The organism is Sulfitobacter aestuariivivens (assembly GCF_014763045.1).
GTDB lineage: Bacteria > Pseudomonadota > Alphaproteobacteria > Rhodobacterales > Rhodobacteraceae > Sulfitobacter > Sulfitobacter aestuariivivens.
Genome location: NZ_JACTAG010000002.1, coordinates 244427 through 268762, shown reverse-complemented (window position 1 = coordinate 268762; position 24336 = coordinate 244427). Strand labels below are relative to the sequence as shown.

Below are 24336 nucleotides of genomic sequence, written 5' to 3'. Positions count from 1 at the left end.
TGTTCCATGCTGGCAGGGAAGTCGAATTCATGTGCAGGCGACCGGTGCTGACAGGGGCTTTGGGATTTACTACCGTCACCCGCAAAGGGAGGCGATCATGGAAGTTGCGTTGCCTGCAGGTCGGATGTTTGCCGCAGAGCGGGGGGAGGGTAAGCCAATCCTCATTTTGCATGGGGGTGGGCTTGACCATCGGCATATGATGGATGCGCTTGAGCCGGTTTTTGCAGACCGTGCAGGATGGAAGCGCGTCTATCTGGATTTGCCGGGGCACGGGCGCTCGACAGTTGACGAAACCGTCGCGACACAAGACGAGGTCTTTGAGCTGATCAGAGCCTTTGCAAAAACTGTGTTCCGAGATGAGCGGTTTGCCGTCGTCGGGGAATCTCGGGGCAGCTATCACGCGATGGCCTTTGCACATGTCCGTCCGGCAGATCTGCGTGGTATGATGCTTGTTGTGGCGGATGGCATGCCGGGCGCGACGGTGGACTGGCGACCTGAACACAGTACTTTGGTTTGCGCCCCGGAAGGGCTGGCCGAAGGGGTCTCTGCCGAGGCGAGGGCGCGGTTTTCGCGTCTTGTTGTTCAGAGGCCTGAAATCCTCAGCAAAATCGAGAAGACCAAAGTGCCGGCCGCACATCTTGTGGATGCGTCCCTTGCGGCGCGCATTCGAAAGAATTTTGGTTTCAGTTTTGATCTGACGGCACCCCCGGCGCCGTTCGAGAAACCCGCCCTCATTCTGAACGGGCGGCAGGATGCGATGGCGGGGTACAAAGACATGATGGACGGGATCGAAAGGTATCCGCGCGCCACCTTTGCTGTGCTTGACCGTGCCGGCCACAGCCTGTCGTGGGAACAGCCAGCGCTATTCAGGGCGCTGACGCAGGATTGGCTGGACCGCATGGATGACGATGAAAAACCTGAGGGAAGGTAGATTCGTGCACCGCCTTCCGAGATCGGCGGGCGGTGCGGGTCGGGCAGACCAACATGCTCCGGCGCCTCCCCAACACCGGAGCATGAGGTCCCGCAGGTGGGACCGCGGGACCATCCCGGGACGCGGAGGGACACCGGCCCGGGAATGCGGCAACGGGATCAGGCAGCCTTGGGTTTCAGCGTGCCCACGGTCACCTCAAGCGTGCGTTCCTTGCCTTTGCGCAACACGACAACCTTGGCCTCTGTGTCGGGCGACAGGGTCGCCACGGCACGGGTCAGATCGCGCAGTTCGTCGATTTGCGTATCATTGAACTGCAGGATGATGTCGCCTTTGCGCAGACCGGCATCGTCGGCGGGGCTGTCCGCGGTGACGGCCTCGATCACGGCGCCTTTGGGCGTGTCATAGCCCAGCACATTGGCCACCTCTTCGGTCATCGGGCGGATTTGAACACCCAGCCAGCCGCGCGCGATTTGACCATCATCGGCCAGATCAGCAATCACGGATTGCGCCAGATCGGCTGGCACGGCGAAGCCGATGCCGACAGACCCGCCACCGGGCGAGATGATGGCAGTGTTCACGCCAATCACCTGTCCGTCGTTGTTGAAAAGCGGCCCGCCGGAATTGCCACGGTTGATGGCGGCGTCGGTCTGGATGAAATCATCAAACGGGCCTGCGTTGATGTTGCGCTTGAGCGCCGAGATGATGCCGGACGTCACGGTGCCGCCAAGGCCAAAGGGGTTGCCGACTGCGACAACTTCATCGCCCACGCGCAGCCCATCGGTGCTGCCGAACGAGACGGTCGGCAGGTTTTCGTCCGTATCGACCTTCAACAGGGCGATGTCGGTCATCGGATCGGAGCCCACGACGTTGGCCTCGAATTTGCGGCCATCGGCCATTTTGACCGTCACACGTTCTGCGCCCGCAACAACGTGGGCGTTAGTCACGATTTGACCGTCCGGAGAGATGATAAAGCCTGATCCCAGACCGTTGCGCGGCTGCGGGGTGCCGTTCTGGCCGGGCACCATGTCTTCGAAGCGGCGGCGCAATTCTTCGGGCATGTTCTGCGGCAGGTCCATCTGGGCGGTGCGGGCCTTGCCTTCGACTTCAATGAATACCACGGCGGGGGAAACATCTTCGACCAGGTCGGCGTAGCCGCCGGGGGGCACGGCCTGCGCGGCTGAGGGCGCAAGGGTCAGCGCCGATGTGCTGAGCAGGGCGGCCATCAACGCAGCGGCTGCGGTAGGTTTCATCAGGACGGATTTCATGTGCATGCTCCTCGCATTCTGTGTTGTCCACGCCTACATGGGACGCCGGGCATACAGCGACCTGCGCCGCGCTATACAATTTTGTGAAAATCCTGCTCGCCCGCTGCGCGATGCGGCCTTTGAGGCTATGTAGAGATCCATGAAACTGCTTGTTGTCGAAGATGACGCCACAACCGGCACCTACATCGCGCGTGGCCTGCGCGAGGAAGGGCATGTGGTTGATCTGGTGGCGGATGGCCGCGCCGGGCTAATTGCGGCGACGGGCAGCACCTATGACGTGCTGGTGGTTGATCGGATGCTGCCGGAGGTGGATGGTCTGACACTGGTCAAGACATTGCGCGGGGCGGGGAACGGGACGCCGGTGTTGTTTCTGACGGCGATGGGTGACGTGGAAGACCGGATATCGGGCCTGAACGCCGGGGCCGACGATTATCTGACCAAACCCTTTGCCTTTGGTGAGCTGTCAGCGCGGGTTGCCGCCCTTGCCCGTCGCCCGCAGGGGATAGAGACCGAAGCCGTGTTGCGCGCGGGCGATCTTGAGATGAACCTGATCAGCCGCAAGGTGACGCGGGCGGGGCAGGATCTGGATCTGCTGCCACGCGAGTTTGCGTTGCTGGAACACCTGCTGCGCCGCAAGGGCCGCATTCAGACCCGTACAATGCTGCTGGAAAGCGTCTGGGACCTCAGCTTTGATCCACAGACAAATGTTGTAGAGACCCACATCAGCCGGTTGCGCGCGAAGGTTGATCGTCCGTTCGAGACAGAGCTGATCCAGACCGTGCGCGGCGCGGGCTACAGGATTGCAGCGTGAACGGCAGGATCACCAAGCTTTGGCGGTCCATGCCCCTGCGGCTGGCGCTGCTGTTGGTGCTGCTGTTCTCGGTCGTCAGTTTGCTGAGCCTCTATGCCAGCTATCAGGTCACCCGCAATTCCTTTGAAGAGGCAATCCGCGCTGATCTGCGGCAGGACCTTGCCGGGTTTCGTGCCGCACCCAATTCGGGGGCCGTTGCTGCCTTGGTCCGGGCGGAGTCGCGTGAGGCGGATCCGAACCGGCTGATCATCAGCTACATCGCACCCAATGGCCGCATCTATGGCAATGGGGCGATTTCACGCGATGACGAAGGATTCCACATCGTTTCGCTCAACCCGGATCAGGCAGAATTCGATGGCGCTTATCTGTCGCTGACTGACGCGCTTTATGGTGGGTTGCTGACCATCGCGCGCAGCCGGGCAGAGATCCTGGCCCTGCGGGATCTGTTTGTGAACATCCTGCTGATCAGTCTCTTGCCGACGGTGCTGATTGCACTGTCTGGTGGTTTGATCCTGGCGCGGCGGTCAAAGCGGCATGTGGAGGTTGTGGGTGCTGCACTGGATGAGATGACGACGGGCAATCTGGCGGCGCGGGTGGATATCGGGCCGCGCTGGTCGGATGACCTGCGCCAGATCGGTGGCAAGCTGAACCAGATGGCACGGGCGCAGGAGGCGTCGGTTGATGCCCTGCGACAGGTGTCTTCGGATATCGCCCATGACCTCAAGACGCCCATTCAGCGCGTGGCGGTTCATCTGGATGATCTGGACAGATCGCTGACTGAAGGCACGCCCGCTGCGGCAATGGTGGACAAGGCGCAGGCTGAGATCGACGGGATCGCGTCGACCTTTCAGTCCCTGTTGCAGCTGGCGCAGGTCGAAGGCGGGTCGGCCAAGGGCCGCTTTGCGCCCGTTGATCTGAGCGCGCTTTGCCGGACGATTGTTGAGGTGTTTGAGCCTACAGCAACCGAGGCGGGTCAAACCCTTGAGCTGAATGCGCCGGACGGGCCCGTCACTGTGCCGGGCGACAGGACCCTGCTGGGTCAAATGCTGTCGAACCTGATCGAAAATGCCTTGCGACACACACCACCGGGCAGTGATGTGACGGTGACGCTTGGAACAGAGATGGGGCGGAACGTGCTGAAGGTTGCTGATACCGGGCCGGGCATTCCCGTGTCTGAGCGCAAAAAGGTGCTGCAGCGTCTGTATCGTCTGGACCGCAGCCGGCACACGCCCGGCAATGGTCTGGGGCTGAGCCTTGTTGATGCGGTGGCGGCCTTGCATGGCGCGTCGCTGCGGCTTGATGACAATGCGCCGGGGCTGTGCGTGACCGTGACCTTCCCGTGAGGGGCGCGTGACGCGACGCACCTGCTTGCCAATCGGCGGGCACCTCTGCATCTTGCGGCGACAGCCCAACAAGGAGCCTTGCCATGCGCGCCATGCAACTGACCGCCCTCGACACGCCGCTTTCCATGCAGGAGATCGAGAAGCCAACACCCGCTGCCGGGCAGGTTCTGGTCAAGGTCGAAACCTGCGGGCTGAACTTTGGTGATCTGCTGATTATCAAGGGCACATATCAGGAAAAGCCGCCGCTGCCCTATACGCTGGGGATGGAGCTGGCAGGCACCATCACGGAAGTGGGCGACGGCGTGACCCGGTTCAAGCCCGGCCAGCGTATCGCTGCTTTTACCGGCTTTGGTGGTCTGGGTGAATACGTGGCAGTATCGCAGGACGTTTGCGTGCCGATACCAGATCAGATGAGCGCGACCGACGCTGCCGCCTTTCTGATCGCCTATGGTACCAGCCATGTGGGCCTTGATTACAAGGCGCGGCTGCAGCCGGGCGAACGCCTGCTGGTGCTGGGTGCGTCTGGCGGTGTGGGCCTGACTGCGGTCGAACTGGGCAAGTTGATGGGGGCCGAGGTGATCGCCTGCGCGCGCGGCGCTGAAAAGCTCGCGGTGTGCAAAGAGGTCGGCGCGGATCATCTGGTCAATTCAGAGACAGATGATATTCGCGAGGTCGTCAAGGCGCTGGGCGGTGCCGATGTGGTCTATGATCCGGTGGGCGGTGATCAGTTCAAGGCCGCGATGCGGGCGTGCAACCCGGAGGCGCGCCTGCTGCCACTTGGTTTTGCCAGTGGCGAGATCCCGCAGATCCCCGCGAATATTCTGCTGGTCAAGAACCTGCACGTGCTGGGATTCTATTGGGGTGGGTATGCCCGTGTGAACCCCAAGGTGCTGACCGACAGTTTCCAGCAATTGTTCACATGGTACATGCAGGGCAAGCTGAAGCCTCATGTCAGCCACGAATTGCCGCTGGAGCAGGCAAACGAAGCGCTGGATTTGCTGCGCACGCGAAAGGCGACTGGCAAGGTTGTCGTGCGCGTGACGGAGTGACGGATCAAGGGCTGACAGGTGGGGTCGCCCGCCACATGTGACAGTGCAGGTCTGGGTTTGTGTCTGTCAGGTCCTAGCGGCGTGCCGCGTACCCACGTGTGATTGCACGCGCTTTATGTCTTTCGCGCAGGAATACGAACAGACCCGCAAACAGGATCAGCGCGATGCCGATCCAGACTTCAAGCACTGGCAGGTCGCCAAAGACCACGTAGCCCCAGAACATGGCCAAGGGTAGCAGGACGTATTCAAACGGGGCGACGGTCGCCGCATCGCCGAGGCGGTAAGCCTGGCTGAGGCAATAGCCGATCACTGCTGAATTTGTGCCCAGAGCCAGAAACACCCACGCATCCCCCGCCGCTGGCCAGACCCATGCGCGCAGTAAGAAGGTAGATGATGCGCCGCTGCCCGCATCGACATAGCGCCCGTCGCCTGCTGCCAGAAAAAACCCTACAGAAACCACGATGAATGCAGCCTGGATATAGACCGACATCACAGAGGCCTTGGCCTTGACCCCCAGCTTGCGGGTCATCAGCTGGTTCAGCGCATAGGTCACGGCCGCCACGATCGGCAACAGCAGAACCCAGCGCGAGACGTCAAGCGCGTCGCTGCTGGCCCAAGGGCGCTGCATGATCACCACGCCGACAAAGCCTACCGCCACCGCGCCCAGCCGCATGGGCCCGACCTTTTCGCCCAGCATCGGGATCGACAGCAGGGTGATCACCAGCGGGGCTACGAAAAACAACGCTGTCGCCTCGGCAAGGGGCAGGGCCGCGAGAGCCACGAAGAAGGTCATGTTGGATGTCACAATAAGCACACCGCGCAAGGCGTGCGGCCAAGGTTCATCCGTTTTCAGCAAGTGCAGCCCGCCTTCGATTTGCACGATGGCCAAGCCGATGAGGATGCCGATGGCCGAGCGGGCAAAGACGATTTCATGCAAAGGATAGCCACCAGACAGCTGTTTGATGATCATATCGTTGAGCGAAATGGAAAACATGCCGACCAGGATGATCAGAATGGCAAGTCCTGCACGGTTTTGAGGGGCGGCGGTCATGTGCCCAGACCTAACAGCGGTAAGCGACCTGTCTAGCTGCTTTCCGACTTGGCGCGCGGTCCCAACCTGTTATCTTCCGTTGAACACTTTGAAGGAGGCCCCCAGATGCAAATGTCCGATACGCGCCAGATTGCCGCCACCCCGGCCGAGGTTTATGCGGCCCTGCTTGATCCTGACATGTTGAAGAATTGTGTGCCTGGTGCGCAGGAGGTGACCGGATCTGTGGCCGAAGGATACGAGGCCACGGTGGTGCAAAAGGTCGGCCCGGTGAAGGCGACGTTCAAGGGCCAGGTCACCTTGTCGGAGCTCGTGGAGAACACATCGCTCAAGATTGATGGCGCTGGCAAGGGAGGCGCTGCGGGGTTTGCCAAGGGCGGGGCCGAAGTGCGGCTGAGCGAGAAGGGCGGCGGTACCGAGCTGAGTTATGATGTGGAGGCCAAGGTTGGCGGCAAGCTGGCCCAACTGGGCAGCCGGATCATCGATGGTTTCGCCAAGAAGATGGCGGATCAGTTTTTCAACAACCTGCAGGCCTCTCTCGAAGGGGGGCAGGAGGGGGAGCCTGTGGTTGAGCAAGACGAGGAGCCTAAAAAGAAGGGCTGGTTCGGGCGCAGCAAGGAATAGATTTCCGGCGCGTGAAACGTGAGCGTTGCGGGGATTGACCCGGTGCGCAGAGGTATTTTCAAAAGGGTGAAACGGGGACGTGCGCGCCCGGTGGTGAAGGGCCTTGCGACGCCGGGAGTTGCGTCTTTGGCAACGTCACGTTTCGGGCGGCGAGGGGGCCTGTTGCTTGCGCGCATTCCGGTCTAGGGTGGCGAAAAATCCGGAAGGCCCGACCATGTCCCCCATTGTCAGTATCCAGACCCTGCACAAATCGTATGATGATGGATTTGAGGCGCTCAAGGGCGTTTCGCTTGAAATAGAAGAGGGCGAGATCCTGGCCTTGCTTGGTCCCAATGGTGCGGGTAAAACCACTTTGATTTCAACAGTTTGCGGGATCACCACAGCCACGTCCGGCACGGTTACCGTAGGTGGGCACGACATCATCAAAGATTTTCGTGCGGCGCGCAGTCTGATCGGCCTGGTACCACAGGAAATTAATCTTGAACCCTTTGAAAAGGTCATCAATACGGTCCGCTTTTCGCGCGGGCTTTATGGCAAGCCGCGTGATGATGCGGCGATTGAAAAGGTCCTGAGGTCGCTGTCCTTGTGGGACAAGAAAGACGCGCGAATTCATGCCCTGTCGGGAGGGATGAAACGGCGTGTGCTGATTGCCAAGGCGCTGGCGCATGATCCGCGGGTGCTGTTTCTGGATGAGCCGACGGCAGGCGTGGATGTGGAGCTGCGCCGTGACATGTGGGATGTGGTGGCCGACCTGAAAGCGTCAGGTGTGACGATCATTCTGACCACCCATTACATCGAGGAGGCCGAAGCGATTGCCGACCGGGTCGGGGTGATTGCCAAGGGCGAATTGCTGTTGGTGGAGAAAAAGACCAAGTTGATGAAGCGGATGGGCCAAAAGCAGCTGGAAGTACAACTGGCAGAAAAGATCGACGCCGTGCCGGCGTCTTTGCGTTCGGACGCGGTGACGCTTTCGGAGGATGGCTGCACGCTGATCTATACCTACGACACCAAGCGCGAACGCACGGGCATTACCAAGCTCTTGTCGCAGGTGGCGGATGCAGGCCTGGTATTGCGCGACCTGTCAACGCGGCAATCAAGCCTTGAGGACATCTTTGTCACGCTGGTGCGGGAGGACGCGGCATGAACTGGACTGCGATCCAATCTATCTTTGTCTTTGAGATGTTCCGTTTTTTCCGCACCATCGCCCAAAGCTTTCTAGCGCCGGTAATTTCGACCTCGCTTTATTTTGTGGTGTTTGGCGCGGCGATTGGCAGCCGTATTCAGGAAGTTGACGGCATCAGCTATGGGGCGTTCATCGTGCCGGGGCTGATCATGCTGACAGTGATCACGCAATCGATATCGAACGCGTCTTTCGGGATCTACTTTCCGAAATTCATCGGCACGTTCTTTGAGCTGCTGGCTGCGCCGATATCCTTTATTGAGATCGTGGTCGGCTATGTGGGGGCGGCGGCGGTCAAGGCGTTGATCATCGGTCTGATCATTCTGGCGACCTCGTTCTTTTTTGTCGACATTTCAGTCGCGCATCCGTTTGCGATGTTGCTTTTCCTTGTGCTGACAACGATCAGCTTTGCGCTTTTTGGTTTCATCCTTGGGATCTGGGCAGGCAATTTCGAGCAGTTGCAGATCGTGCCGTTGCTGATCGTCACGCCCTTGGTTTTCCTCGGGGGGTCGTTCTATTCGATTTCTATGCTGCCACCGTTCTGGCAGACGGTATCGATGTTCAATCCGGTGGTCTATCTGATCTCGGGTTTTCGTTGGGCGTTCTTTGACACGGCAGACGTGCCGGTGGTGATCAGCCTGCTGGCCATAGCCGGGTTTACCGCACTGTGCCTTGGCGTCATCTGGTGGATTTTCCGCACAGGCTGGCGCATCCGCCAATAATCGGGGGGCCGCGCCTTGTTCGTGCCGCCCGCGCGCTCTACATGGGAACTCATGAAACGCTGGCTGCCCTTCCTGAAAAGTGACCCGACCGTTGCTGTGATCCGCCTTTCCGGTGTGATTGGCACGCAAGGCCGTGCCGCGCTGAATGACGTGACGCTGGCCCCGATCATCGAAAAGGCCTTTTCCAAGGGCAAGCCGGTGGCGGTGGCCCTGCAGATCAATTCGCCCGGCGGCAGCCCTGTGCAATCGTCCCTGATCGGCGCGCGTATCCGGCGCCTTGCGGCTGAAAAGGACGTGCCGGTGATTGCCTTTGTCGAAGACGTGGCGGCGTCTGGCGGGTACTGGCTGGCTGCGGCGGCCGATGAGATTTATGGCGACCCCAGTTCAATCGTCGGTTCCATCGGGGTCATATCTGCCTCTTTCGGGGTGCATGAATTTATTAAGGAGCATGGCGTGGAACGGCGGGTCTACACCGCTGGAAAGTCCAAGAGCATGCTGGACCCGTTCCGCCCGGAGAACCCCGAAGACGTGGCCCGCCTCAAGGCGCTGCTGGAGGATATCCACGGCAACTTTATCGATCATGTGAAAGAGCGGCGCGGTGACAAGCTGACGACGGACCAGGATCTGTTTACCGGGGAAATCTGGCTGGCCAAGCGTGCGGCAGAACTGGGCCTGATCGACGGGGTCGGCCATCTGCAGACGGTGATGAAGGACCGCTTTGGCGACAAGGTTAAGTTCAAACGCTACGGGACCAAGAAAGGGTTGCTGTCGCGCTTTGGCATGGAGATGATGCAAGACGCTGCCCATCTGATTGAGGAGCGCGCAGCTTACGCGCGGTTCGGCCTTTGATTTCAAAGATCGTCATTCTTTTTCTGGTCTTCATGGGTGTGGTCGCTTGGTTCGGCAAGATGCATTGGATCGGCGGCAAGCGGCTGAAGCAGACCAAATGCGATGCCTGCGGGCGTTATCGCATTGGCAAGGGTGACTGCACCTGCGGGGGCAAATCTTAATGGTCACCACGTGGGCGCTCTTGATCCTTGGGCTGGTGATCCTGCTTTTGGCGGGGGACGCGCTGGTCAAGGGGGCGGTGAATCTGTCGCTGCGGCTGGGCGTTCCTGCCTTGATCGTCAGCTTGACGATTGTGGCGTTCGGCACCTCGGCACCGGAGCTTCTGATCTCGATCAAGGCGATCCTGGATGACGCGCCGGGCATCGCCCTGGGCAACGTGGTGGGGTCAAACACGGCAAATATACTGCTGGTGCTGGGCATACCGGCCCTTCTGGCAACGATGCACACGTCGGAATGCAACACCCGCAAGACCTATGTTTATATGATCGCCGCCAGTGTTCTGTTCATTGGGCTGGCATTTCGGGGTGTCTTTGACTGGATTGCTGCACTTGTCTTGCTGACGGCGCTCGCGTTTTTCCTTGGCAGCGCGTTCTTTGAGGCCAAGGCGCATCGCACCGCCAGCCAGGTTGACGCGGAAGATGAGGTCCCTGAAGAGGCCGATCCGGATATGCCGCTGATAAAGATCATTGTCTTTTTGGTACTGGGGCTTGTCGGGTTGCCGCTGGGTGCGGAACTGCTGGTCGATAACGCTACGACGATCGCGCGCTTTTGGGGCGTGAGTGATGCGGTGATTGGCCTGACAGTCGTTGCCATCGGGACGTCACTGCCAGAGCTTGCGACCACGGTCATGGCCGCCCTTCGCCGTCAGGCGGATGTGGCGCTGGGCAACGTGATCGGATCGAACATGTTCAATCTGCTGGCCATCATCGGTATCGCCAGCCTTGTCGGACCGATCCCGGTGGATGCAGAATTCCTGACCTTTGACTTGTGGGTCATGTTGGGTGCGTCCCTGCTGTTGATCCCCTTTGTGTTCCTGCACCGAGACATCACGCGGATCTGGGGCATCGTCCTGTCGGCGCTGTATGCGCTGTATCTGATTGTGGTGCTGATCTGAGGGAGGCCGCCATGCCCATCGCCCTTGTCACCGGCGCGGGTCACCGATTGGGCCGTGCGATGGCGCGTTACCTTGCGGGGCGCGGGTTTGCGGTGGGCGTGCATTATGCCAGCTCGGCCGATGGCGCGCGGGATGTTGTCGATGACATTGTTCAGGCTGGCGGCAGCGCGGTGGCGCTGCATGCGGACCTGCTGAATGAAGACGCAATTCACGCGTTGTTGCCGCGTGCGGCAGAGGCGCTGGGCGGGCCTGTAAGCTGCCTTGTCAACAACGCGTCGATTTTTGAGTACGACACGGTAGCCTCAGCAACCCGCACCAGTTGGGACAGGCACATGATGAGCAATCTGCGTGCGCCCTTTGTCTTGACCCAGGCGATGGCGGCACAGGGACTTGAGCCGCAGTCGGATACGGCGGGGGAGCCGCAGGCATCGGGGCTGATCATCAACATGATTGATCAGCGTGTGCGCAAGCTTACCCCAGAATTCATGACATATACTTTGGCCAAAGCCGCGTTGTGGACCCTGACCCAGACCAGCGCGCAGGCGCTTGCTCCGGCGATACGGGTGAACGCCATTGGCCCCGGTCCGACCCTGCGCGGCATGCGTCAGTCAGAGGCGCATTTTGCGGCGCAGCGGGCTGCGACAATCCTGTCTCGGGGGGCCAATCCGGAAGATATCACAGGGGCCTTGGGCTACTTCATTGATTCGCGCGGTGTGACCGGGCAGCTGATTTGTGTGGACGGTGGTCAGCACCTTGGCTGGCAGACGCCTGATGTGCTGGGTGTTGAGTGATGCTGCAGCGCGGCGTTGACTTGTGCACCGAGCGCGCAAGTGTGAAACCTATGTTACAAAAACTCTTTTAGTTTCAAAGCTTTGCGCGACAATTAAAAAAGAGTTGTTTGTTTTCAGTAGATTACATATCTGCCTAAAAATTAGGCAGATGAATGAAGGGGGCCAAAAACAAAGGAAATTTCCAGGTGGGGGTAAGTTACCCGCAAACTTATCCACAGCATCCGTGGACATGTTAAGTATTGAATTCGAACCATCGCAAGTGCAGCCAGGCAAGAGAATCACCCATTGGTGTCAAACGAATCAGACATATCGAAAAAAGGTCACGAGGTCGTACAAAGTTATCTCAAGACCATTGACACTTCGCCCGGCGTGTACCGCATGCTGGATGCCGAAAGCCGCGTGCTTTATGTCGGCAAGGCGCGCAACCTTCGGGCGCGTGTTTCGTCTTATGCACGGCCCACCGGACATACACCGCGCATTGCCCGGATGATTGCCAATACGGCGTCGATGATGTTTCTGACCACGCGCACCGAAACCGAAGCGCTGTTGCTGGAACAGAACCTGATCAAGCAACTCAAACCCAAGTTCAATGTGCTGCTGCGCGATGACAAAAGCTTTCCCAATATTCTTGTTACCGCCGATCACGCCTATCCCCAGATCAAGAAACACCGCGGTGCGAAGAAAGAGCGCGGCGCGTATTATGGCCCCTTTGCCAGTGCCGGTGCGGTGAACCGCACGTTGAACCAGTTACAGCGTGTGTTCCTGTTGCGCGATTGTTCGAATTCAATGTTCGAGACGCGGACACGGCCCTGTCTGCAGTACCAGATAAAGCGGTGCAGCGCGCCCTGCGTGAGCAAGATCAGCCCTGAAGAGTATCGGGCATCGGTCAAAGATGCGGAGAAGTTTCTGTCTGGCAAGACCACCGATATTCAGGCGCGGCTGGCCAGCGAGATGAACAAGGCATCCGAAGCGATGGAGTTTGAACGGGCGGCAGCATTGCGCGACCGGATCAAGGCCCTGACGCAGGTTCAGACAGCGCAGGGGATCAACCCGCAGAACGTCACCGAGGCCGATATCATCGCGCTGCACCTGGAGAATGGACAGGCCTGTGTGCAGGTGTTCTTTATTCGCGCCAACCAGAACTGGGGCAACCGGGACTATTATCCGCGTGTTGGTCAGGACGTGGATGCTGCCGAGGTGCTGGAGGCCTTTATTGGCCAGTTCTATGACACCCGCGAACCGCCCCGGCAGTTGATCCTGAGCAATGACATCGAAAACCCCGATCTGATGGCCGAAGCCCTGACGGGCAAGCTGGGGCGCAAAGTTACGCTGATCGTGCCCAAGCGTGGCGAAAAGGCTGAACTGATCGACGGAGCCTTGCGCAATGCGCGAGAGAGCCTAGCCCGCAAGATGGCGGAGACTGCCACGCAGGCGCGTTTGCTGAATGGGCTGGCCGAAGCGTTTGAATTGCCCGGCCCCCCGCAGCGGATCGAGGTCTACGACAACTCGCACATTCAGGGCACCAACGCGGTGGGCGCGATGATTGTGGCAGGGCCGGACGGATTGATGAAAAACCAGTACCGGAAATTCAACATTCGCGGCGAGGATCTGACGCCGGGCGATGATTTTGGCATGATGAAAGAGGTGCTGCATCGGCGGTTCAAACGGTTGCTGAAGGAAGATCCGGAACGGTCGCTAGGGCTTTGGCCAGATCTGTTGCTGATTGATGGCGGTGCCGGGCAGGTGTCGGCCGTGCGCGAGATCATGCGCACGCATGGGGTGGAAGATATTCCTATGGTTGGTGTCGCCAAGGGCGTTGATCGAGATGCGGGTAAGGAAGAATTCCACCGTACAGGCAAGCGCCCCATGGCATTGCGCCACAACGATCCGATCCTGTATTTCGTTCAGCGTTTGCGGGATGAAGCGCACCGCTTTGCCATCGGCACGCATCGCGCCAAGCGTGCCAAGGCCGTGGGTGCCACGCCGCTTGATGACGTGCCGGGCGTGGGGGCCGCCCGCAAGCGGGCGTTGCTGGCGCATTTTGGGTCGGCCAAGGCGGTGTCACGGGCCAATCTGAGCGATCTCAAGGCGGTCGAGGGTGTGTCGGGTGCGCTGGCGGAAACGATCTATGCGTACTTCAATGAAGGACGGTGATCTGGCGGTGCGGCTGCGCCGCGCGCGACTTTGTTTGCCGATGAGGGGCGCTGCCCCTCAAACTCCCCGGGAATATTTCAGCCAGAGAAAGAACGCGCACTTTTGTCTGCCATGGTCGCGATGTAGGGTGCGGCCATGAGATGGACCCTGCCTAATATCCTGACCCTGCTGCGGTTGGTTGCAGCGCCGATGGTGGCGGTGATGTTTCTTTATTTCACGCGGCCCTATGCGGATTGGTTTGCGCTGATCCTGTTTGTGCTGGCGGCGGTGACAGATTGGTTTGACGGCTATCTTGCGCGCGCCTGGAAGCAGGAGACGAAGATTGGCACGATGCTGGATCCCATTGCTGACAAGGCGATGGTGGTGATTGCGTTGATGGTGATCATCGGCTTTTCCAGCTGGTCGCCATGGCTGGTGCTGCCGGCAACCGTGATTCTGTTTCGGGAGGTCTTTGTGTCAGGCCTGCGCGAATATCTGGGGGATGTGGCAGGGACGTTGAAGGTGACACAGCTGGCCAAGTGGAAGACCACGCTGCAGATGATCGCGATTGCGGTGCTCTTTAGCCAGGGCGTATTCGAGCACTACCTAGGGATGTCTGTTTTCGGCATGGACGAGCAGCTGATTTCCGCCATTCTGAACGGTGAGGAAGAGGATGTGATGGGCCTGAGCTGGAAGCTTGCGGGCATGGATTGGGCGGGCCGGATTGGTCTGTGGCTTTTGTGGATCGCAGCGGCCCTGACGGCGATCACTGGCTACGATTATTTTCGCAAGGCGCAGCCGCATTTGAGGGAGCCCCGGGGATGAATGTTCTTTATTTTGCCTGGGTTCGCGAGCGCATCGGCGTGCCGCGCGAGGATGTTGAGACCTCAGCGGAAACGGTGCGGGATCTGGTGGCGGAACTTGCTGGGCGCGAAGAGCGATATGCGCTGGCTTTTAGCGACCTGGATGCCTTGCGCGTTGCCGTGGATCAGGAGTTGGCGGATTTCGATGCACCGCTTGTTGGCGTGCGCGAGGTCGCGTTTTTCCCGCCGATGACCGGGGGCTGAGCCATGCGCGTTGTCCTGCAGGAGGCGCCGTTTGATCTGGGTGCGGAGAGTGCTGCGTTTGCCCGCGGCGGTCGCGACATGGGCGCCATTGTCACCTTCACCGGTGTGGTGCGGGATTTTCCCGACCGGTCGCTCGAGGCGATGGAGATTGAGCATTATCCCGGCATGACAGAAGCGGCAATGACCGGGATCGCACAGGAGGCCACGGCACGGTTCTCGCTGGGGGATGCGCTGGTCATTCACAGATATGGACGGTTGCGTCCCGGCGAGATGATTATGATGGTCGCCACCGCCGCAGCGCACCGGCAGGACGCCTTTGACGGGGCCGCGTTCCTGATGGATTTTCTCAAGTCCCGCGCGCCTTTCTGGAAACGCGAGATCACTGCCGACGGGGCGGAATGGGTCGCGGCGAGGGAGACAGATGAGGACGCGCTTGCCCGCTGGTAGCGGTCTGCGACACGCTTGATCTGCATCAAGGTAGGCTTGCGGCCCCCCCGATAAGGTTCATCCCAAGCAACCTTGAGGAGGACCTGCGATGTTTAGAAAGATACTTGTAGGATTTGACGGATCAGAGCCAGCGGAGCGCGCCTTGCGCGCCGCGTGCGAGATCGCGAACAAATTCGATGCGTCGCTGGAGGTGTCCCACACCCCGAAAGATGAGACTGTCGTCTTTGCCGCAGAAGCCATTTCAGGCGTTTATGTCGGACATACTGCGGTGCGCGACGAGATGATCGTCAAGGCCGCTGAAGAAATGGCCAAACGTGCGCGAGAAATCGCTGCAGAGTGCGGGCATGAAACGCTGGAAGTTCATATCGGACATGGGAACCCGGCCGAAGACATCCTGAAGCGCGCCAAAGACGACAATGTCGATCTGATTGTGACGGGCCGGCGGGGTCTTGGTGATCTGCGGGGGCTGCTTTTGGGCAGTACGTCGCACGGGATCGGTGCGCGGGCTGAATGCGCCTGCCTGACGGTTGCATGACATCAACGGACTGCGCTGCGGCCTCGCGGTGTGATCTTGCTGAATTCAAAGGGAGAACGAGAGATGTTCACGGATATTGTTGTAGGTTTTGACGGATCAGAGCCGTCGCAGAACGCATTGAAACTGGCGTGCGATCTGGCCAAGAAATATGATTCAAAAGTTCATGTGTCGCATACGCCGAAACATGAAACTGTTGCTTTCGCGCTGGGGGCCGTTGCGGGGTATCACGCGGCGACGACCATGCCGAAACCGGCGGAGATAAAAGAAGCGGCGGAAAAGGTATTTGCCACGGCAAACGCGATCGCGAAAGAGGCTGGTCAGGACAGTATCGAGACACATCAGGGCGAGGGTGATCCCGCCCACGACATGCTGGATGTGGCCAATGCCGTGAATGCCGATCTGATCGTCACCGGGCGGCGCGGGCTGGGTAACATGGGTGCCATGATGCTGGGCAGTACCTCTGCACATGTGGCGCATCATGCAAAATGTGCCTGCCTGACAGTGGCCTGAACTTAGCGCTCAAAACCTTATGCGGTCTGGTGACGTCGTCATGACGCACGTCGGGCTGCATCGGGTCAGACACTTCCCATTTATCCGAAGAACCCGGATCAGCTTGCCTGCTGACCCGCCAGGTGCGTGCGCAGTTCCTCGGCCTCGTGACGGGCGTCACGCAACCCGTCCATGGCGGCGCGCAGTTCAGCTTCGGTCTGGGCGAGCTGATTGGTCAGTTCAGCTTCGCGTTGCTGCAGATAGGTGATGGCCTGATCGCGCGTTTCTTCGGCCTCGTGCAGTTCCTGACTCATCCGGTCAAGTTGTTCCACGTCGCCTGCAGCCACGCGCGTAAAGCGGTGCAGCAGCCAGTTGGCGAACCAGCCGAGGCAGAAGGCGACGAATAGGATGATCGCCGTCGCGAGGACAAATTCAGTTCTGCTCATCAGTATTCTCTTCGGTCCTGTCCTGAGTCTGTGTATCGCTGTTTTCGGCGATGGTTTCCAGCGTTGTTTCTTCCGGAATGTCGACGGTGTTGGGACGGATCAGACGAAATTCGATACGCCTGTTGGCCTCGCGACCAGCTTCGGTGCTGTTGTCTGCGATGGGGTTCTGTTCGCCAAAACCGCGGGCTTTGAAGGTGCTGGTCAGGACGCGGCGTGCGCGCAATTCGTTCAGCACCGATTCTGCCCTGCTTTGCGATAATTCAAGGTTCATCGATTCGCGGCCCTGGCTGTCGGTATAGCCGTGGATTTCCAATGGAAGGGTGCCGCAGTTCTTCAGGATTTCGGCGATGTCATCCATGGTGCCAAGTGCCGCGGCATCGATCGTCGCAGAACTGGGTTCAAAGGTGATCTTGCCGATTTTCAGGACTTCCTTGATCTCTGCCTCGCATTCGTCCGGGGTTGGAAGGCCCAGCACCGGATCCAGCTTTTCCTGATAGAACACGTCCACGTCGTAAACGGCCCCTTCGCTGAGCTTGCCCGCCAGTAACGTTGTGATCTTGGCGCTGGCATCCGGGTCCCCGGTGTTGCCGGAGATAGACAAGCTATCGGGTGTGATGGTCAGCGCGCCGTTGCTAAGGATCGACAGGGCTTCAAGTCCTGTCAGAACACGGGGGGACCAATCTGCGGGCAGGTCTTCGGCGATGCGGGCGGCGGTGTAGACACTATCAGATCCGAAACGCGCTTTTGCGTAGCTGTCAGCAAGATCGCGTGCGCCTTCGCTTTCAAGTCGACCGCGAAGTTGCACCTGGCCTTCGGGGCTGAGTGTTGCGGTGAATTCTGGCGGGCCCGCGTTGGGGTCCGAAAGCCTGGGCAATTGCGCGTTGAGTGCAAAGACCGCCGGCAAGGCATTTTCCAACTCTCCCACGACCCGGTCAAAGCGTGCCTGATCGGTCCCGGGTGCGGCGACCAGAGTGATATCTGCATCGGCAAAGCTGACACTGCCACTGCCCAAATCTGCAACTGCGGCGATGGCCTGACCGACGGCCTTGGCCCAGTTCGGACTGGGCACGCCCATGCCCACGGTACAGCGAAGATCATCGCTGGCACCTGCATTGGCGGCGGCTTGCAGGATTTGAGTGCGCGCACGGACGGTATCGGCGGAACAGGCATCAAAGCGGGCGCCGTCCTCGTCCAGTTCGAACCTCAGGGTGAACGGCGTGATGACCGGGCGCGGAGCGGCGATGTTGATGTTCAGGCGCAGCCCGCGTGGGGCGTTGCGCCGAACAGTGCTTTCCATGACTGTCTTCGCCACCGTGCTGTCGGCAATCGCGTCAATGGTGACTTCGCCCGCCTCGACAGAGATTTTTGCGCGGGGCAAAAGGGCCATGGTGTTGATGGCAAAATCCAGCGCCAGCTGCCAATTGTCCGGGGCAGGGTAGTCCGCAGTTTCAAGCAAATCGGCCACGTTCTGCACGTCAACCATCGCGTTGAAACTGGCGATCGTGGCATCGCGGTCGGTTGACGCGGGGATCAGACCAATGACCGAAACGCCGCTTTCGTTGCGCAGCATCTCGACCGAAAAGCGGGGGGGCGCGATGGCCGCCTGTGCCTCGACCTCCATCTCGTCGATGACGCGGGCGGCATCCACGATGCTGCCCGCGGTGGAAAGAGCGCGGAAACGAACGGCTTCTGTTGGCGCGATTCCTGCAAGCGTGACCTGCAGCCCGTTGGCCTGCACCTCGGCCCAGGTCAGACCCTCGTTATCCAGCGCGTCGCGCACTCCGATTTCAGAGTTCTCTTCAATCAGCTTGACTGAATAGTTGGCCGTCACCAGCGCAACCACGGCGGCCGCAGCAAAAGTAAGGGTTATGATCAGTAGGGCGGACAGGCGCATGGGGCAGCTTTGTATTTGTGCAGTTGGGGCCTTGATACGCCTGCGGCGCGGGCGAGGCAATCAGGCCAGCAGGGCCAGACCGAAAAAGAACAGCGGGATCATGCCGGTATCGCGGTTGGCGCGAAAAAGGCGCAGGCATTTGGCGGGGTTTTCGATGTCCAGGCCACGCAATTGCCACGCCATGTGCCAGCCCATCGCCCAGGGTCCGGCAAGGGCCAGCACCATTGCCAGTATAGATGCATTTGGCTGGGCTGCGAAAACGACCGCCAGCCCCATCAGCCCGACGGTCGCCATCAGGAAACGTCGCAACCAGTGGGCGGTGTTCTTGCCGAAAAGCCGGGCGGTTGATTTCACGCCGATGAGGGCGTCGTCCTCTGTGTCCTGATGGGCATAGATGGTATCATAGAACAGCGTCCATGCGATGCCCGCCGCATAAAGCAGTACCGCAGGTGCAGCGAGCGACCCGGTATGCGCCGTCCATACCAGCAGGGCGCCCCAATTGAACGCCAGCCCCAGAAAGACCTGCGGCCACCAGGTGAAGCGCTTGGCAAAGGGGTAGATCGTTACCAGCAGCAGCGACAGCACGCCCAGAGAGATGGCAGACCAGTTGAACGTAAACAGAATACACGCCGCCAGTAGCGCCTGCACGATCATCCAGGCCGTGGCCTGTCTGACACTGACCTGCCCCGACGGGATCGGTCGGGACCGGGTGCGGGCCACCTGGGCATCATAGTCGCGGTCGGTGATGTCATTCCACGTACAGCCCGCGCCGCGCATCAGCCACGCGCCGATGCCGCAGCCGATGAAGATCCAGATGTCCTCCCACCGGGGGGATTGATCATAGAGAACCGCCAGCGCCAGACCCCACCAGCATGGAAGAAGCAAAAGCCAGGTTCCAATAGGCCGGTCCGCGCGAGACAGGCGCAGGTAGGGCCGTGTCCAGGCGGGGGCATAGCGGTCGACCCAGTTGTCCGTCGGCGCATCGGCGACGGTGCCATCTGGTGAAGGGGGAAGGTCTTGCATATATCGGTGCCCATGGACGCGAAGATCAGACTTTATGTAGATCAGCCCTTGGGGGCGGGGCAATCGGTTCCTTTGGACCGAGGGCAGGCGCATTACCTTTTTGGCGTGATGCGACAGCAGGTGGGCGCATCTGTCGCAGTCTTCAATGGCCGCGACGGGGAATGGCGTGCCCAGATCGCCGAGGCGGGCAAGCGGGGCGGCCTCTTGACCTGTGTGCAAGAGACGCGGCCACTGAAGGAGCCGCCCGATCTGTGGTTGCTGTTTGCTCCGATCAAAAAGGCGCGGACGGACTTCATCGTGGAAAAGGCCGCTGAGATGGGCGCGCGGCGCATCGTGCCAGTGATGACTGAGTTCACCAACGCAGGTCGGGTGCAGCGCGAACGCCTGCAGGCCCATGCGGTGGAGGCCGCAGAGCAATGCGGCGGGACCTTCGTACCTGAGGTGGCGGAGGCGGTAAAGTTCAGCACGTTGCTGGACCGCTGGGAGGCCCCGCGCCAGATCATGTTCTGCGATGAGGCCCTTGCCGGATCCGGATCGGGGGTGCCGGATGTCCTGTCGGCGCCTGCTGCGATCATGATTGGGCCGGAGGGGGGATTTTCTGATGCAGAGCGCGCGCGTCTGGCGCGGTTGGATCATGCCCATGCGGTCAGCCTGGGGCCGCGGATATTGCGGGCGGATACGGCTGCGGTCGCGGCGCTGACCCTTTGGCAGCAGGCGCTGGGGGATTGGACGTGAACGTGGTGATGGCCGTGGGCGCGGCGCATAGGTATTTGAAAAAGGGTGAAAGGATGGGTGTGTGAGCTTTTTCCGACCCGAAGCACAGGCGGCGCTGATGCGGTGGCGTGAAGTGATTGTCGGAGCCCTTTTGGCGCTGGTCGGTTTGTGGCTGGTGTTAGGTCCTGGGTTTTTGTTGGCGGTGCCGGGGTATGCGGGACTGCTAGGGGGCGCGATGCTGATCTGGCTGGGGGTTCAGCGCGCGCGCTTTCGCGGATCAGATGGTGGTTTGGGCGCGGTTCAGGTGGATGAAGGGCAGGTGACGTACTTTGGCCCCTTGACCGGTGGCACCGCATCGATGCGCGAACTGGAGCGGTTGAGCCTTGATAGGTCCCTCTTTCCGGCCCATTGGCGATTGGAGCAGCCGGGCCAACCGCCCGTGCTGATCCCGGTCAACGCAGAAGGATCCGATGCATTGTTCGACGCGTTTGCCAGTCTGCCAGGGTTACAGACAGAGCACATGCTGGCAGAACTCCGTGCGACGCCGCATCAGGCGGTCGTCATCTGGCAGAAGGGTGCGGCCCGGCCTGCCGGGATCACGGTACATTGACACAATGGCGCATGCGGGCAATTGACAGCCTGCGGTTTGTCCCGCATCCAAAGAGTTCTGATATGTGAGAACGGGAGCGCCAGTCATGTCCATTCCTCAGTCCGGTGGTGGCCCGATCGAAAACCATGCGCAATTGGCGGAATACCTTGCCGATGGCTGCAAGCCGCCCGAGGACTGGCGGATCGGAACCGAGCACGAAAAGTTCGGCTATTGCAGGGACACCCATCTGCCGCTGCCCTATGAGGGCGCGCGGTCGATCCGCGCGATGCTGGAAGGCATGCGCGACCGTCACGGGTGGACCGAGGTGGCCGAGCAGGGCAAGATCATCGGGCTCGAAAAGGACGGGGCGAATATCAGCCTGGAACCCGGCGGTCAGCTAGAGCTATCGGGTGGACCGCTGGAGACCATCCACGAGACCTGCGACGAAGTGAACGTCCACCTGCGCGAGGTGAAAGACGTGGCCGATGACATCGGCGCGGGATTCATCGGGCTGGGGGCGGCGCCTGAGTGGACGCATGACCAGATGGATCTGATGCCCAAGGGCCGCTACAAACTGATGAACGCCTATATGGGGCGGGTGGGGACCATGGGTCGGGTGATGATGCGGCGCACGTGCACGGTGCAGGTCAACCTTGATTTCGGGTCCGAGGCAGACATGGTTCAGAAGATGCGCGTGGCAGTGGCCTTGCAGCCTGTGGCGACCGCGCTCTTTGCCAATTCGCCGTTTTTTGAGGGCAAGCCAAACGGCTACAAGAGCTTGCGCAGCATGGTCTGGCGCAATCTGGATGCCTCACGCACGGGGACATTGCCGTTCATTTTTGAAGACGGGTTCGGGTTTGAGCGCTGGGTCGATTATGCGCTCGATGTGCCGATGTATTTTGTCTATCGCGACGGGCAGTACATCGACGCGCTGGGCATGTCGTTTCGCGACTTTATGGATGGCAAGCTGCCAGCGCTGCCGGGCGAGACGCCAACGCTCAGCGATTGGGCGGATCATCTGACGACGGCCTTTCCCGAGGCGCGGATGAAAAAGTTTATTGAGATGCGCGGGGCCGATGGCGGCCCGTGGCGTCGGTTGTGCGCACTGCCCGCGTTTTGGGTGGGGCTGATGTACGACCAATCCGCGCTTGATGGGGCATGGGATCTGGTCAAGGACTGGACGGCTGCACAGCATGACGCCTTGCGCACTGCGGCCTCAGTGGACGGGCTGCAGGCGCGGGTGACTGGGATCAATATGCATGACATTGCGCGCGAGACGTTGGCGCTGTCACACGCGGGACTAAAGGCGCGCGCGCGCGCCGGGGCCGGTGGGTTGGTGCCGGACGAGACACACTTTCTGAATGCGCTGCATGAGAGTATCGAAAGTGGCAAAGTGCCGGCGGATGAATTGCTTGAGGACTATCATGGCGAATGGAACGGGGATCTGAGCCGGATCTACGCGGACTACAGCTACTGATTGTCTTGCAGGCTTGCGCCCTTACGACCCATCCACGTAGGCCACAAAAGGTTTTTGGCGCGCGGCCAACCGGCATTTTGGGAAAGAGGCGGTGGGTCACGCTTTCCGCATCGCAAACTTACTCTGTTATTGGCGAAATTTCAGTGCAAAGCGGGGCCGCTATGCGCGGCGAAGCAGCCAGCGATAGAGGAATGTGAACGTTGCCGACCAGATTACGGCAAAAACGGCACCGTAGGTAAAAATGAGCGTTAGCAATTCCAGATCTTCCCATCGATCAAACCACCATGCCAGCAGCAGGCCAAGCGGCACAGTGCCCAAAAGTGAGATGAGCGCCAACAGTATGATCGGCAAATAGGCCGGTGGATGCTTGCGCAGATACCAGATCAGCAGTGGCAGACCGAACAGCACGTAGATCGGGCCGCCGATCATCAGGGCAAAGTACGAGATCAACCCGATCCAGAAGGTCAGGGCCGTGACCAGTATGGGTGCTGTGAAGAACGCGACCAGAAACGGAATGGGGCGGAAATTAGGGGGCGTATCAGTCATCCTGCGGATCCCCCACTGGCCTTGGTCCGGGTGGCTTGGGACAGGGAAATACAGGCACCAAGTCTGATCGCGGTCAATTGAACCGTACGGGGCAAGCCCGAGTCGTCTGTGTACCAATAGTCAAACTTCTGCATTGGCCTGCGCGTTTCATTTATGCGTTCTTTGGCGACAGGGGTCGTGGCACCTTGTGCAGCTTTCTTTTTGCACTTGCGCGGCAGTGAAAGGCTGCGGGTTTTCCGTTTGCCAGATCTCACCCTTGACGTAACGGGCGCCGGGTGTTGGAACAGTCTCTCGTCGCGCGCGGGGGTCGTCACCATTTGGTAACCTCTTGGCCTGGCTGATCTTTATTCTGTCCCAGACCTTAGGGTAGGGGTTGTTTTCGCGCAATACGCGCCACCTGCCGGGGACGAACGATGATTGTCGAATACCTGCGTTACAATATCCATTCCGGTTGGCAGAAGACCCATGCAAAAATTTTGAGACTCGGCTGACTATCCGAGCTGGCTGGCAGCTATTGCACGCGGTCCAGATAAAGATTGAAGATGCCCGATCCCAATTTCATCTGCGTGAGCTTTTGCCCCCCTCCGGACACATCATAGCTGAGCCGCATCCTGGCCGAAGAGATTCTGAGTGGTGACAAATGTCCGGGTCCGGCGATGACGGTATAGGCAATCTTGCAGGTCAGCGTGTCGCCGTCCTGCGCAGATTCCTGCGGGGCGAGTGCAATGGCGCGGCGTCCGTCATAGATGTGGACCCCCTTCGGGCACCCGCCGCTTGCGTTGATCAGCCCGCCTATTGCAATCACGGGGTCGACGACGCCCTGCGGCACCTTGTCGATATCTGAAAGATCGGTGCGCTCCTTTTCAGGGGTCACGTTCGTTTGTACTGCGCGTCCCTGGTCGATTACCGTGCTGACCTGCCGTGATTTGCGGGACGATTGGGACACGCCTGTGAATTTCTGTGCAGCCCCTGTTTTTTCCGAGACCCCGTTGAAAGTCCCATTAAAGACACCCAGCGGCGTATCGGTCAGCGTAGACCGCAGAACAGATCTTGGGCCGGCGGCGTCAAAGCTGAGCACACCCAGACTGGTCTGGCCCAGTCTGACGTTGAAGGATTGGGCAAGCGCCGGGTGTGCTGCGGCGATAGCGGTGATCAAAGCGATACAAAGGACAATCGAACGGGTCACGGGTCGCGTTGGCTCCTGAGGGCGGGCGCAGTACCTGCCCGGCGCCCTCCTCTGCGCCAAAGA

At 60.0% G+C, this 24336-nt stretch carries 26 protein-coding genes; 19 read left to right on the top strand and 7 right to left on the bottom strand.

The window, feature by feature from the left end; genetic code table 11:
- Nucleotides 1-97: 97 nt before the first annotated feature.
- Complete coding sequence (locus H9Q16_RS11115; RefSeq protein WP_191075500.1) at nucleotides 98-931, top strand: alpha/beta fold hydrolase; 834 nt, start codon at nucleotides 98-100, stop codon at nucleotides 929-931.
- 158 nt (nucleotides 932-1089) lie between these two features.
- Here the strand turns inward: H9Q16_RS11115 and H9Q16_RS11110 are convergent, their stop codons facing one another.
- Entirely contained in the window at nucleotides 1090-2196 is a 1107-nt protein-coding gene (locus H9Q16_RS11110; RefSeq protein ID WP_191075499.1) for a Do family serine endopeptidase, read from the bottom strand.
- A gap of 139 nt (nucleotides 2197-2335) precedes the next feature.
- Between H9Q16_RS11110 and H9Q16_RS11105 the strand changes: the two genes are divergently transcribed.
- The 3 genes from H9Q16_RS11105 to H9Q16_RS11095 all read left to right on the top strand — a co-directional run bounded on the left by H9Q16_RS11105 (nucleotide 2336) and on the right by H9Q16_RS11095 (nucleotide 5399).
- Nucleotides 2336-3007 carry a winged helix-turn-helix domain-containing protein gene (locus H9Q16_RS11105; RefSeq protein WP_191075498.1) on the top strand — a complete coding sequence of 224 codons (672 nt, stop codon included), beginning with the start codon at nucleotides 2336-2338 and terminating at the stop codon, nucleotides 3005-3007.
- Nucleotides 3004-4350 carry an ATP-binding protein gene (locus tag H9Q16_RS11100; protein ID WP_191075497.1) on the top strand — a complete coding sequence of 449 codons (1347 nt, stop codon included), beginning with the start codon at nucleotides 3004-3006 and terminating at the stop codon, nucleotides 4348-4350. The genes H9Q16_RS11105 and H9Q16_RS11100 overlap by 4 nt, the downstream gene beginning before the upstream one ends.
- An 83-nt stretch (nucleotides 4351-4433) precedes the next feature.
- Entirely contained in the window at nucleotides 4434-5399 is a 966-nt protein-coding gene (locus tag H9Q16_RS11095) for an NADPH:quinone oxidoreductase family protein (RefSeq protein WP_191075496.1), read from the top strand.
- A 73-nt stretch (nucleotides 5400-5472) separates the two neighbouring features.
- Here H9Q16_RS11095 and H9Q16_RS11090 read toward each other — a convergent pair whose 3' ends face one another.
- Complete coding sequence (locus H9Q16_RS11090; RefSeq protein ID WP_191075495.1) at nucleotides 5473-6450, bottom strand: DMT family transporter; 978 nt, start codon at nucleotides 6448-6450, stop codon at nucleotides 5473-5475.
- A 105-nt stretch (nucleotides 6451-6555) separates the two neighbouring features.
- On the opposite strand from H9Q16_RS11090, the gene H9Q16_RS11085 reads away from it, so the two are divergent.
- The 12 genes from H9Q16_RS11085 (at nucleotide 6556) to H9Q16_RS11030 (ending at nucleotide 16419) form a co-directional block, all read left to right on the top strand.
- The gene (locus tag H9Q16_RS11085; RefSeq protein ID WP_191075494.1) at nucleotides 6556-7071 is read left to right on the top strand and encodes an SRPBCC family protein; all 516 of its coding nucleotides are present in this window, start codon (nucleotides 6556-6558) and stop codon (nucleotides 7069-7071) included.
- Nucleotides 7072-7285: 214 nt separating this feature from the next.
- Complete coding sequence (locus tag H9Q16_RS11080; RefSeq protein WP_191075493.1) at nucleotides 7286-8215, top strand: ABC transporter ATP-binding protein; 930 nt, start codon at nucleotides 7286-7288, stop codon at nucleotides 8213-8215.
- Complete coding sequence (locus H9Q16_RS11075) at nucleotides 8212-8973, top strand: ABC transporter permease (RefSeq protein WP_191075492.1); 762 nt, start codon at nucleotides 8212-8214, stop codon at nucleotides 8971-8973. The genes H9Q16_RS11080 and H9Q16_RS11075 overlap by 4 nt, the downstream gene beginning before the upstream one ends.
- Nucleotides 8974-9024: 51 nt before the next feature.
- Nucleotides 9025-9822, top strand: a complete 798-nt coding sequence (locus H9Q16_RS11070) for a S49 family peptidase (RefSeq protein WP_191075491.1) — start codon at nucleotides 9025-9027, stop codon at nucleotides 9820-9822.
- 160 nt (nucleotides 9823-9982) lie between these two features.
- Nucleotides 9983-10936 carry a calcium/sodium antiporter gene (locus H9Q16_RS11065; protein WP_191075490.1) on the top strand — a complete coding sequence of 318 codons (954 nt, stop codon included), beginning with the start codon at nucleotides 9983-9985 and terminating at the stop codon, nucleotides 10934-10936.
- A gap of 11 nt (nucleotides 10937-10947) precedes the next feature.
- The gene (locus tag H9Q16_RS11060) at nucleotides 10948-11727 is read left to right on the top strand and encodes an SDR family oxidoreductase (RefSeq protein ID WP_191075489.1); all 780 of its coding nucleotides are present in this window, start codon (nucleotides 10948-10950) and stop codon (nucleotides 11725-11727) included.
- A gap of 288 nt (nucleotides 11728-12015) precedes the next feature.
- On the top strand, nucleotides 12016-13881 hold the full coding sequence (gene uvrC, locus H9Q16_RS11055; RefSeq protein ID WP_191075488.1) for an excinuclease ABC subunit UvrC: 1866 nt from the start codon (nucleotides 12016-12018) through the stop codon (nucleotides 13879-13881).
- Nucleotides 13882-14016: 135 nt separating this feature from the next.
- On the top strand, nucleotides 14017-14685 hold the full coding sequence (pgsA, locus tag H9Q16_RS11050; RefSeq protein WP_191075487.1) for a CDP-diacylglycerol--glycerol-3-phosphate 3-phosphatidyltransferase: 669 nt from the start codon (nucleotides 14017-14019) through the stop codon (nucleotides 14683-14685).
- Nucleotides 14682-14927: a molybdopterin converting factor subunit 1 gene (gene moaD, locus H9Q16_RS11045; protein WP_191075486.1), complete on the top strand. Its 246-nt coding sequence runs from the start codon at nucleotides 14682-14684 to the stop codon at nucleotides 14925-14927. Before pgsA ends, moaD begins: the two co-directional genes overlap by 4 nt.
- Nucleotides 14928-14930: 3 nt before the next feature.
- A complete protein-coding gene (locus H9Q16_RS11040) occupies nucleotides 14931-15374 on the top strand; it encodes a molybdenum cofactor biosynthesis protein MoaE (protein WP_191075485.1) in 444 nt (147 codons plus the stop codon).
- An 88-nt stretch (nucleotides 15375-15462) separates the two neighbouring features.
- Nucleotides 15463-15909, top strand: a complete 447-nt coding sequence (locus tag H9Q16_RS11035) for a universal stress protein (RefSeq protein ID WP_191075484.1) — start codon at nucleotides 15463-15465, stop codon at nucleotides 15907-15909.
- 63 nt (nucleotides 15910-15972) lie between these two features.
- Entirely contained in the window at nucleotides 15973-16419 is a 447-nt protein-coding gene (locus H9Q16_RS11030) for a universal stress protein (protein ID WP_191075483.1), read from the top strand.
- A gap of 98 nt (nucleotides 16420-16517) precedes the next feature.
- Here H9Q16_RS11030 and H9Q16_RS11025 read toward each other — a convergent pair whose 3' ends face one another.
- Genes H9Q16_RS11025 through ubiA form a run of 3 tightly spaced genes read right to left on the bottom strand, consistent with a single transcriptional unit; the run spans nucleotide 16518 to nucleotide 19761 of the window.
- Nucleotides 16518-16844, bottom strand: coding sequence for a hypothetical protein (locus H9Q16_RS11025; RefSeq protein ID WP_191075482.1), 327 nt, complete (start codon nucleotides 16842-16844; stop codon nucleotides 16518-16520).
- Nucleotides 16831-18738, bottom strand: coding sequence for an OmpA family protein (locus H9Q16_RS11020; protein ID WP_191075481.1), 1908 nt, complete (start codon nucleotides 18736-18738; stop codon nucleotides 16831-16833). Before H9Q16_RS11020 ends, H9Q16_RS11025 begins: the two co-directional genes overlap by 14 nt.
- A gap of 60 nt (nucleotides 18739-18798) precedes the next feature.
- Nucleotides 18799-19761 (bottom strand): 4-hydroxybenzoate octaprenyltransferase, encoded by a 963-nt coding sequence (ubiA, locus tag H9Q16_RS11015; RefSeq protein ID WP_191075480.1) that lies wholly within the window; start codon nucleotides 19759-19761, stop codon nucleotides 18799-18801.
- A gap of 12 nt (nucleotides 19762-19773) precedes the next feature.
- Here ubiA and H9Q16_RS11010 point away from each other — a divergent pair, with 12 nt between their 5' ends.
- The 3 genes from H9Q16_RS11010 (at nucleotide 19774) to H9Q16_RS11000 (ending at nucleotide 22541) form a co-directional block, all read left to right on the top strand.
- On the top strand, nucleotides 19774-20496 hold the full coding sequence (locus tag H9Q16_RS11010) for a 16S rRNA (uracil(1498)-N(3))-methyltransferase (protein WP_191075479.1): 723 nt from the start codon (nucleotides 19774-19776) through the stop codon (nucleotides 20494-20496).
- A gap of 61 nt (nucleotides 20497-20557) precedes the next feature.
- On the top strand, nucleotides 20558-21085 hold the full coding sequence (locus H9Q16_RS11005; RefSeq protein WP_191075478.1) for a hypothetical protein: 528 nt from the start codon (nucleotides 20558-20560) through the stop codon (nucleotides 21083-21085).
- A gap of 85 nt (nucleotides 21086-21170) precedes the next feature.
- Nucleotides 21171-22541 carry a glutamate--cysteine ligase gene (locus tag H9Q16_RS11000; protein WP_191075477.1) on the top strand — a complete coding sequence of 457 codons (1371 nt, stop codon included), beginning with the start codon at nucleotides 21171-21173 and terminating at the stop codon, nucleotides 22539-22541.
- Between the two features lie 159 nt (nucleotides 22542-22700).
- On the opposite strand, the gene H9Q16_RS10995 is transcribed toward H9Q16_RS11000, so the two are convergent.
- Nucleotides 22701-23087, bottom strand: a complete 387-nt coding sequence (locus H9Q16_RS10995) for a hypothetical protein (protein WP_191075476.1) — start codon at nucleotides 23085-23087, stop codon at nucleotides 22701-22703.
- A 511-nt stretch (nucleotides 23088-23598) separates the two neighbouring features.
- Nucleotides 23599-24273 (bottom strand): hypothetical protein, encoded by a 675-nt coding sequence (locus H9Q16_RS10990; protein WP_191075475.1) that lies wholly within the window; start codon nucleotides 24271-24273, stop codon nucleotides 23599-23601.
- Between the last annotated feature and the right edge of the window lie 63 nt (nucleotides 24274-24336).

What these genes read in the sequence shown, in the direction of transcription:
- H9Q16_RS11090 (WP_191075495.1), bottom strand. Translation starts at nt 6,450, where the DNA reads ATGACCGCCGCCCCTCAAAACCGTGCAGGACTTGCCATTCTGATCATC.
- H9Q16_RS11065 (WP_191075490.1), top strand. Translation starts at nt 9,983, where the DNA reads ATGGTCACCACGTGGGCGCTCTTGATCCTTGGGCTGGTGATCCTGCTT.
- H9Q16_RS11030 (WP_191075483.1), top strand. Translation starts at nt 15,973, where the DNA reads ATGTTCACGGATATTGTTGTAGGTTTTGACGGATCAGAGCCGTCGCAG.
- H9Q16_RS11085 (WP_191075494.1), top strand. Translation starts at nt 6,556, where the DNA reads ATGCAAATGTCCGATACGCGCCAGATTGCCGCCACCCCGGCCGAGGTT.
- H9Q16_RS11105 (WP_191075498.1), top strand. Translation starts at nt 2,336, where the DNA reads ATGAAACTGCTTGTTGTCGAAGATGACGCCACAACCGGCACCTACATC.
- H9Q16_RS11095 (WP_191075496.1), top strand. Translation starts at nt 4,434, where the DNA reads ATGCGCGCCATGCAACTGACCGCCCTCGACACGCCGCTTTCCATGCAG.
- H9Q16_RS11060 (WP_191075489.1), top strand. Translation starts at nt 10,948, where the DNA reads ATGCCCATCGCCCTTGTCACCGGCGCGGGTCACCGATTGGGCCGTGCG.
- H9Q16_RS11000 (WP_191075477.1), top strand. Translation starts at nt 21,171, where the DNA reads ATGTCCATTCCTCAGTCCGGTGGTGGCCCGATCGAAAACCATGCGCAA.
- H9Q16_RS11070 (WP_191075491.1), top strand. Translation starts at nt 9,025, where the DNA reads ATGAAACGCTGGCTGCCCTTCCTGAAAAGTGACCCGACCGTTGCTGTG.
- H9Q16_RS11110 (WP_191075499.1), bottom strand. Translation starts at nt 2,196, where the DNA reads ATGAAATCCGTCCTGATGAAACCTACCGCAGCCGCTGCGTTGATGGCC.
- ubiA (WP_191075480.1), bottom strand. Translation starts at nt 19,761, where the DNA reads ATGCAAGACCTTCCCCCTTCACCAGATGGCACCGTCGCCGATGCGCCG.
- moaD (WP_191075486.1), top strand. Translation starts at nt 14,682, where the DNA reads ATGAATGTTCTTTATTTTGCCTGGGTTCGCGAGCGCATCGGCGTGCCG.
- H9Q16_RS11075 (WP_191075492.1), top strand. Translation starts at nt 8,212, where the DNA reads ATGAACTGGACTGCGATCCAATCTATCTTTGTCTTTGAGATGTTCCGT.
- H9Q16_RS10995 (WP_191075476.1), bottom strand. Translation starts at nt 23,087, where the DNA reads ATGACTGATACGCCCCCTAATTTCCGCCCCATTCCGTTTCTGGTCGCG.
- H9Q16_RS11010 (WP_191075479.1), top strand. Translation starts at nt 19,774, where the DNA reads ATGGACGCGAAGATCAGACTTTATGTAGATCAGCCCTTGGGGGCGGGG.
- H9Q16_RS11035 (WP_191075484.1), top strand. Translation starts at nt 15,463, where the DNA reads ATGTTTAGAAAGATACTTGTAGGATTTGACGGATCAGAGCCAGCGGAG.
- H9Q16_RS11080 (WP_191075493.1), top strand. Translation starts at nt 7,286, where the DNA reads ATGTCCCCCATTGTCAGTATCCAGACCCTGCACAAATCGTATGATGAT.
- pgsA (WP_191075487.1), top strand. Translation starts at nt 14,017, where the DNA reads ATGAGATGGACCCTGCCTAATATCCTGACCCTGCTGCGGTTGGTTGCA.
- H9Q16_RS11020 (WP_191075481.1), bottom strand. Translation starts at nt 18,738, where the DNA reads ATGCGCCTGTCCGCCCTACTGATCATAACCCTTACTTTTGCTGCGGCC.
- H9Q16_RS11025 (WP_191075482.1), bottom strand. Translation starts at nt 16,844, where the DNA reads ATGAGCAGAACTGAATTTGTCCTCGCGACGGCGATCATCCTATTCGTC.
- H9Q16_RS11040 (WP_191075485.1), top strand. Translation starts at nt 14,931, where the DNA reads ATGCGCGTTGTCCTGCAGGAGGCGCCGTTTGATCTGGGTGCGGAGAGT.
- H9Q16_RS11115 (WP_191075500.1), top strand. Translation starts at nt 98, where the DNA reads ATGGAAGTTGCGTTGCCTGCAGGTCGGATGTTTGCCGCAGAGCGGGGG.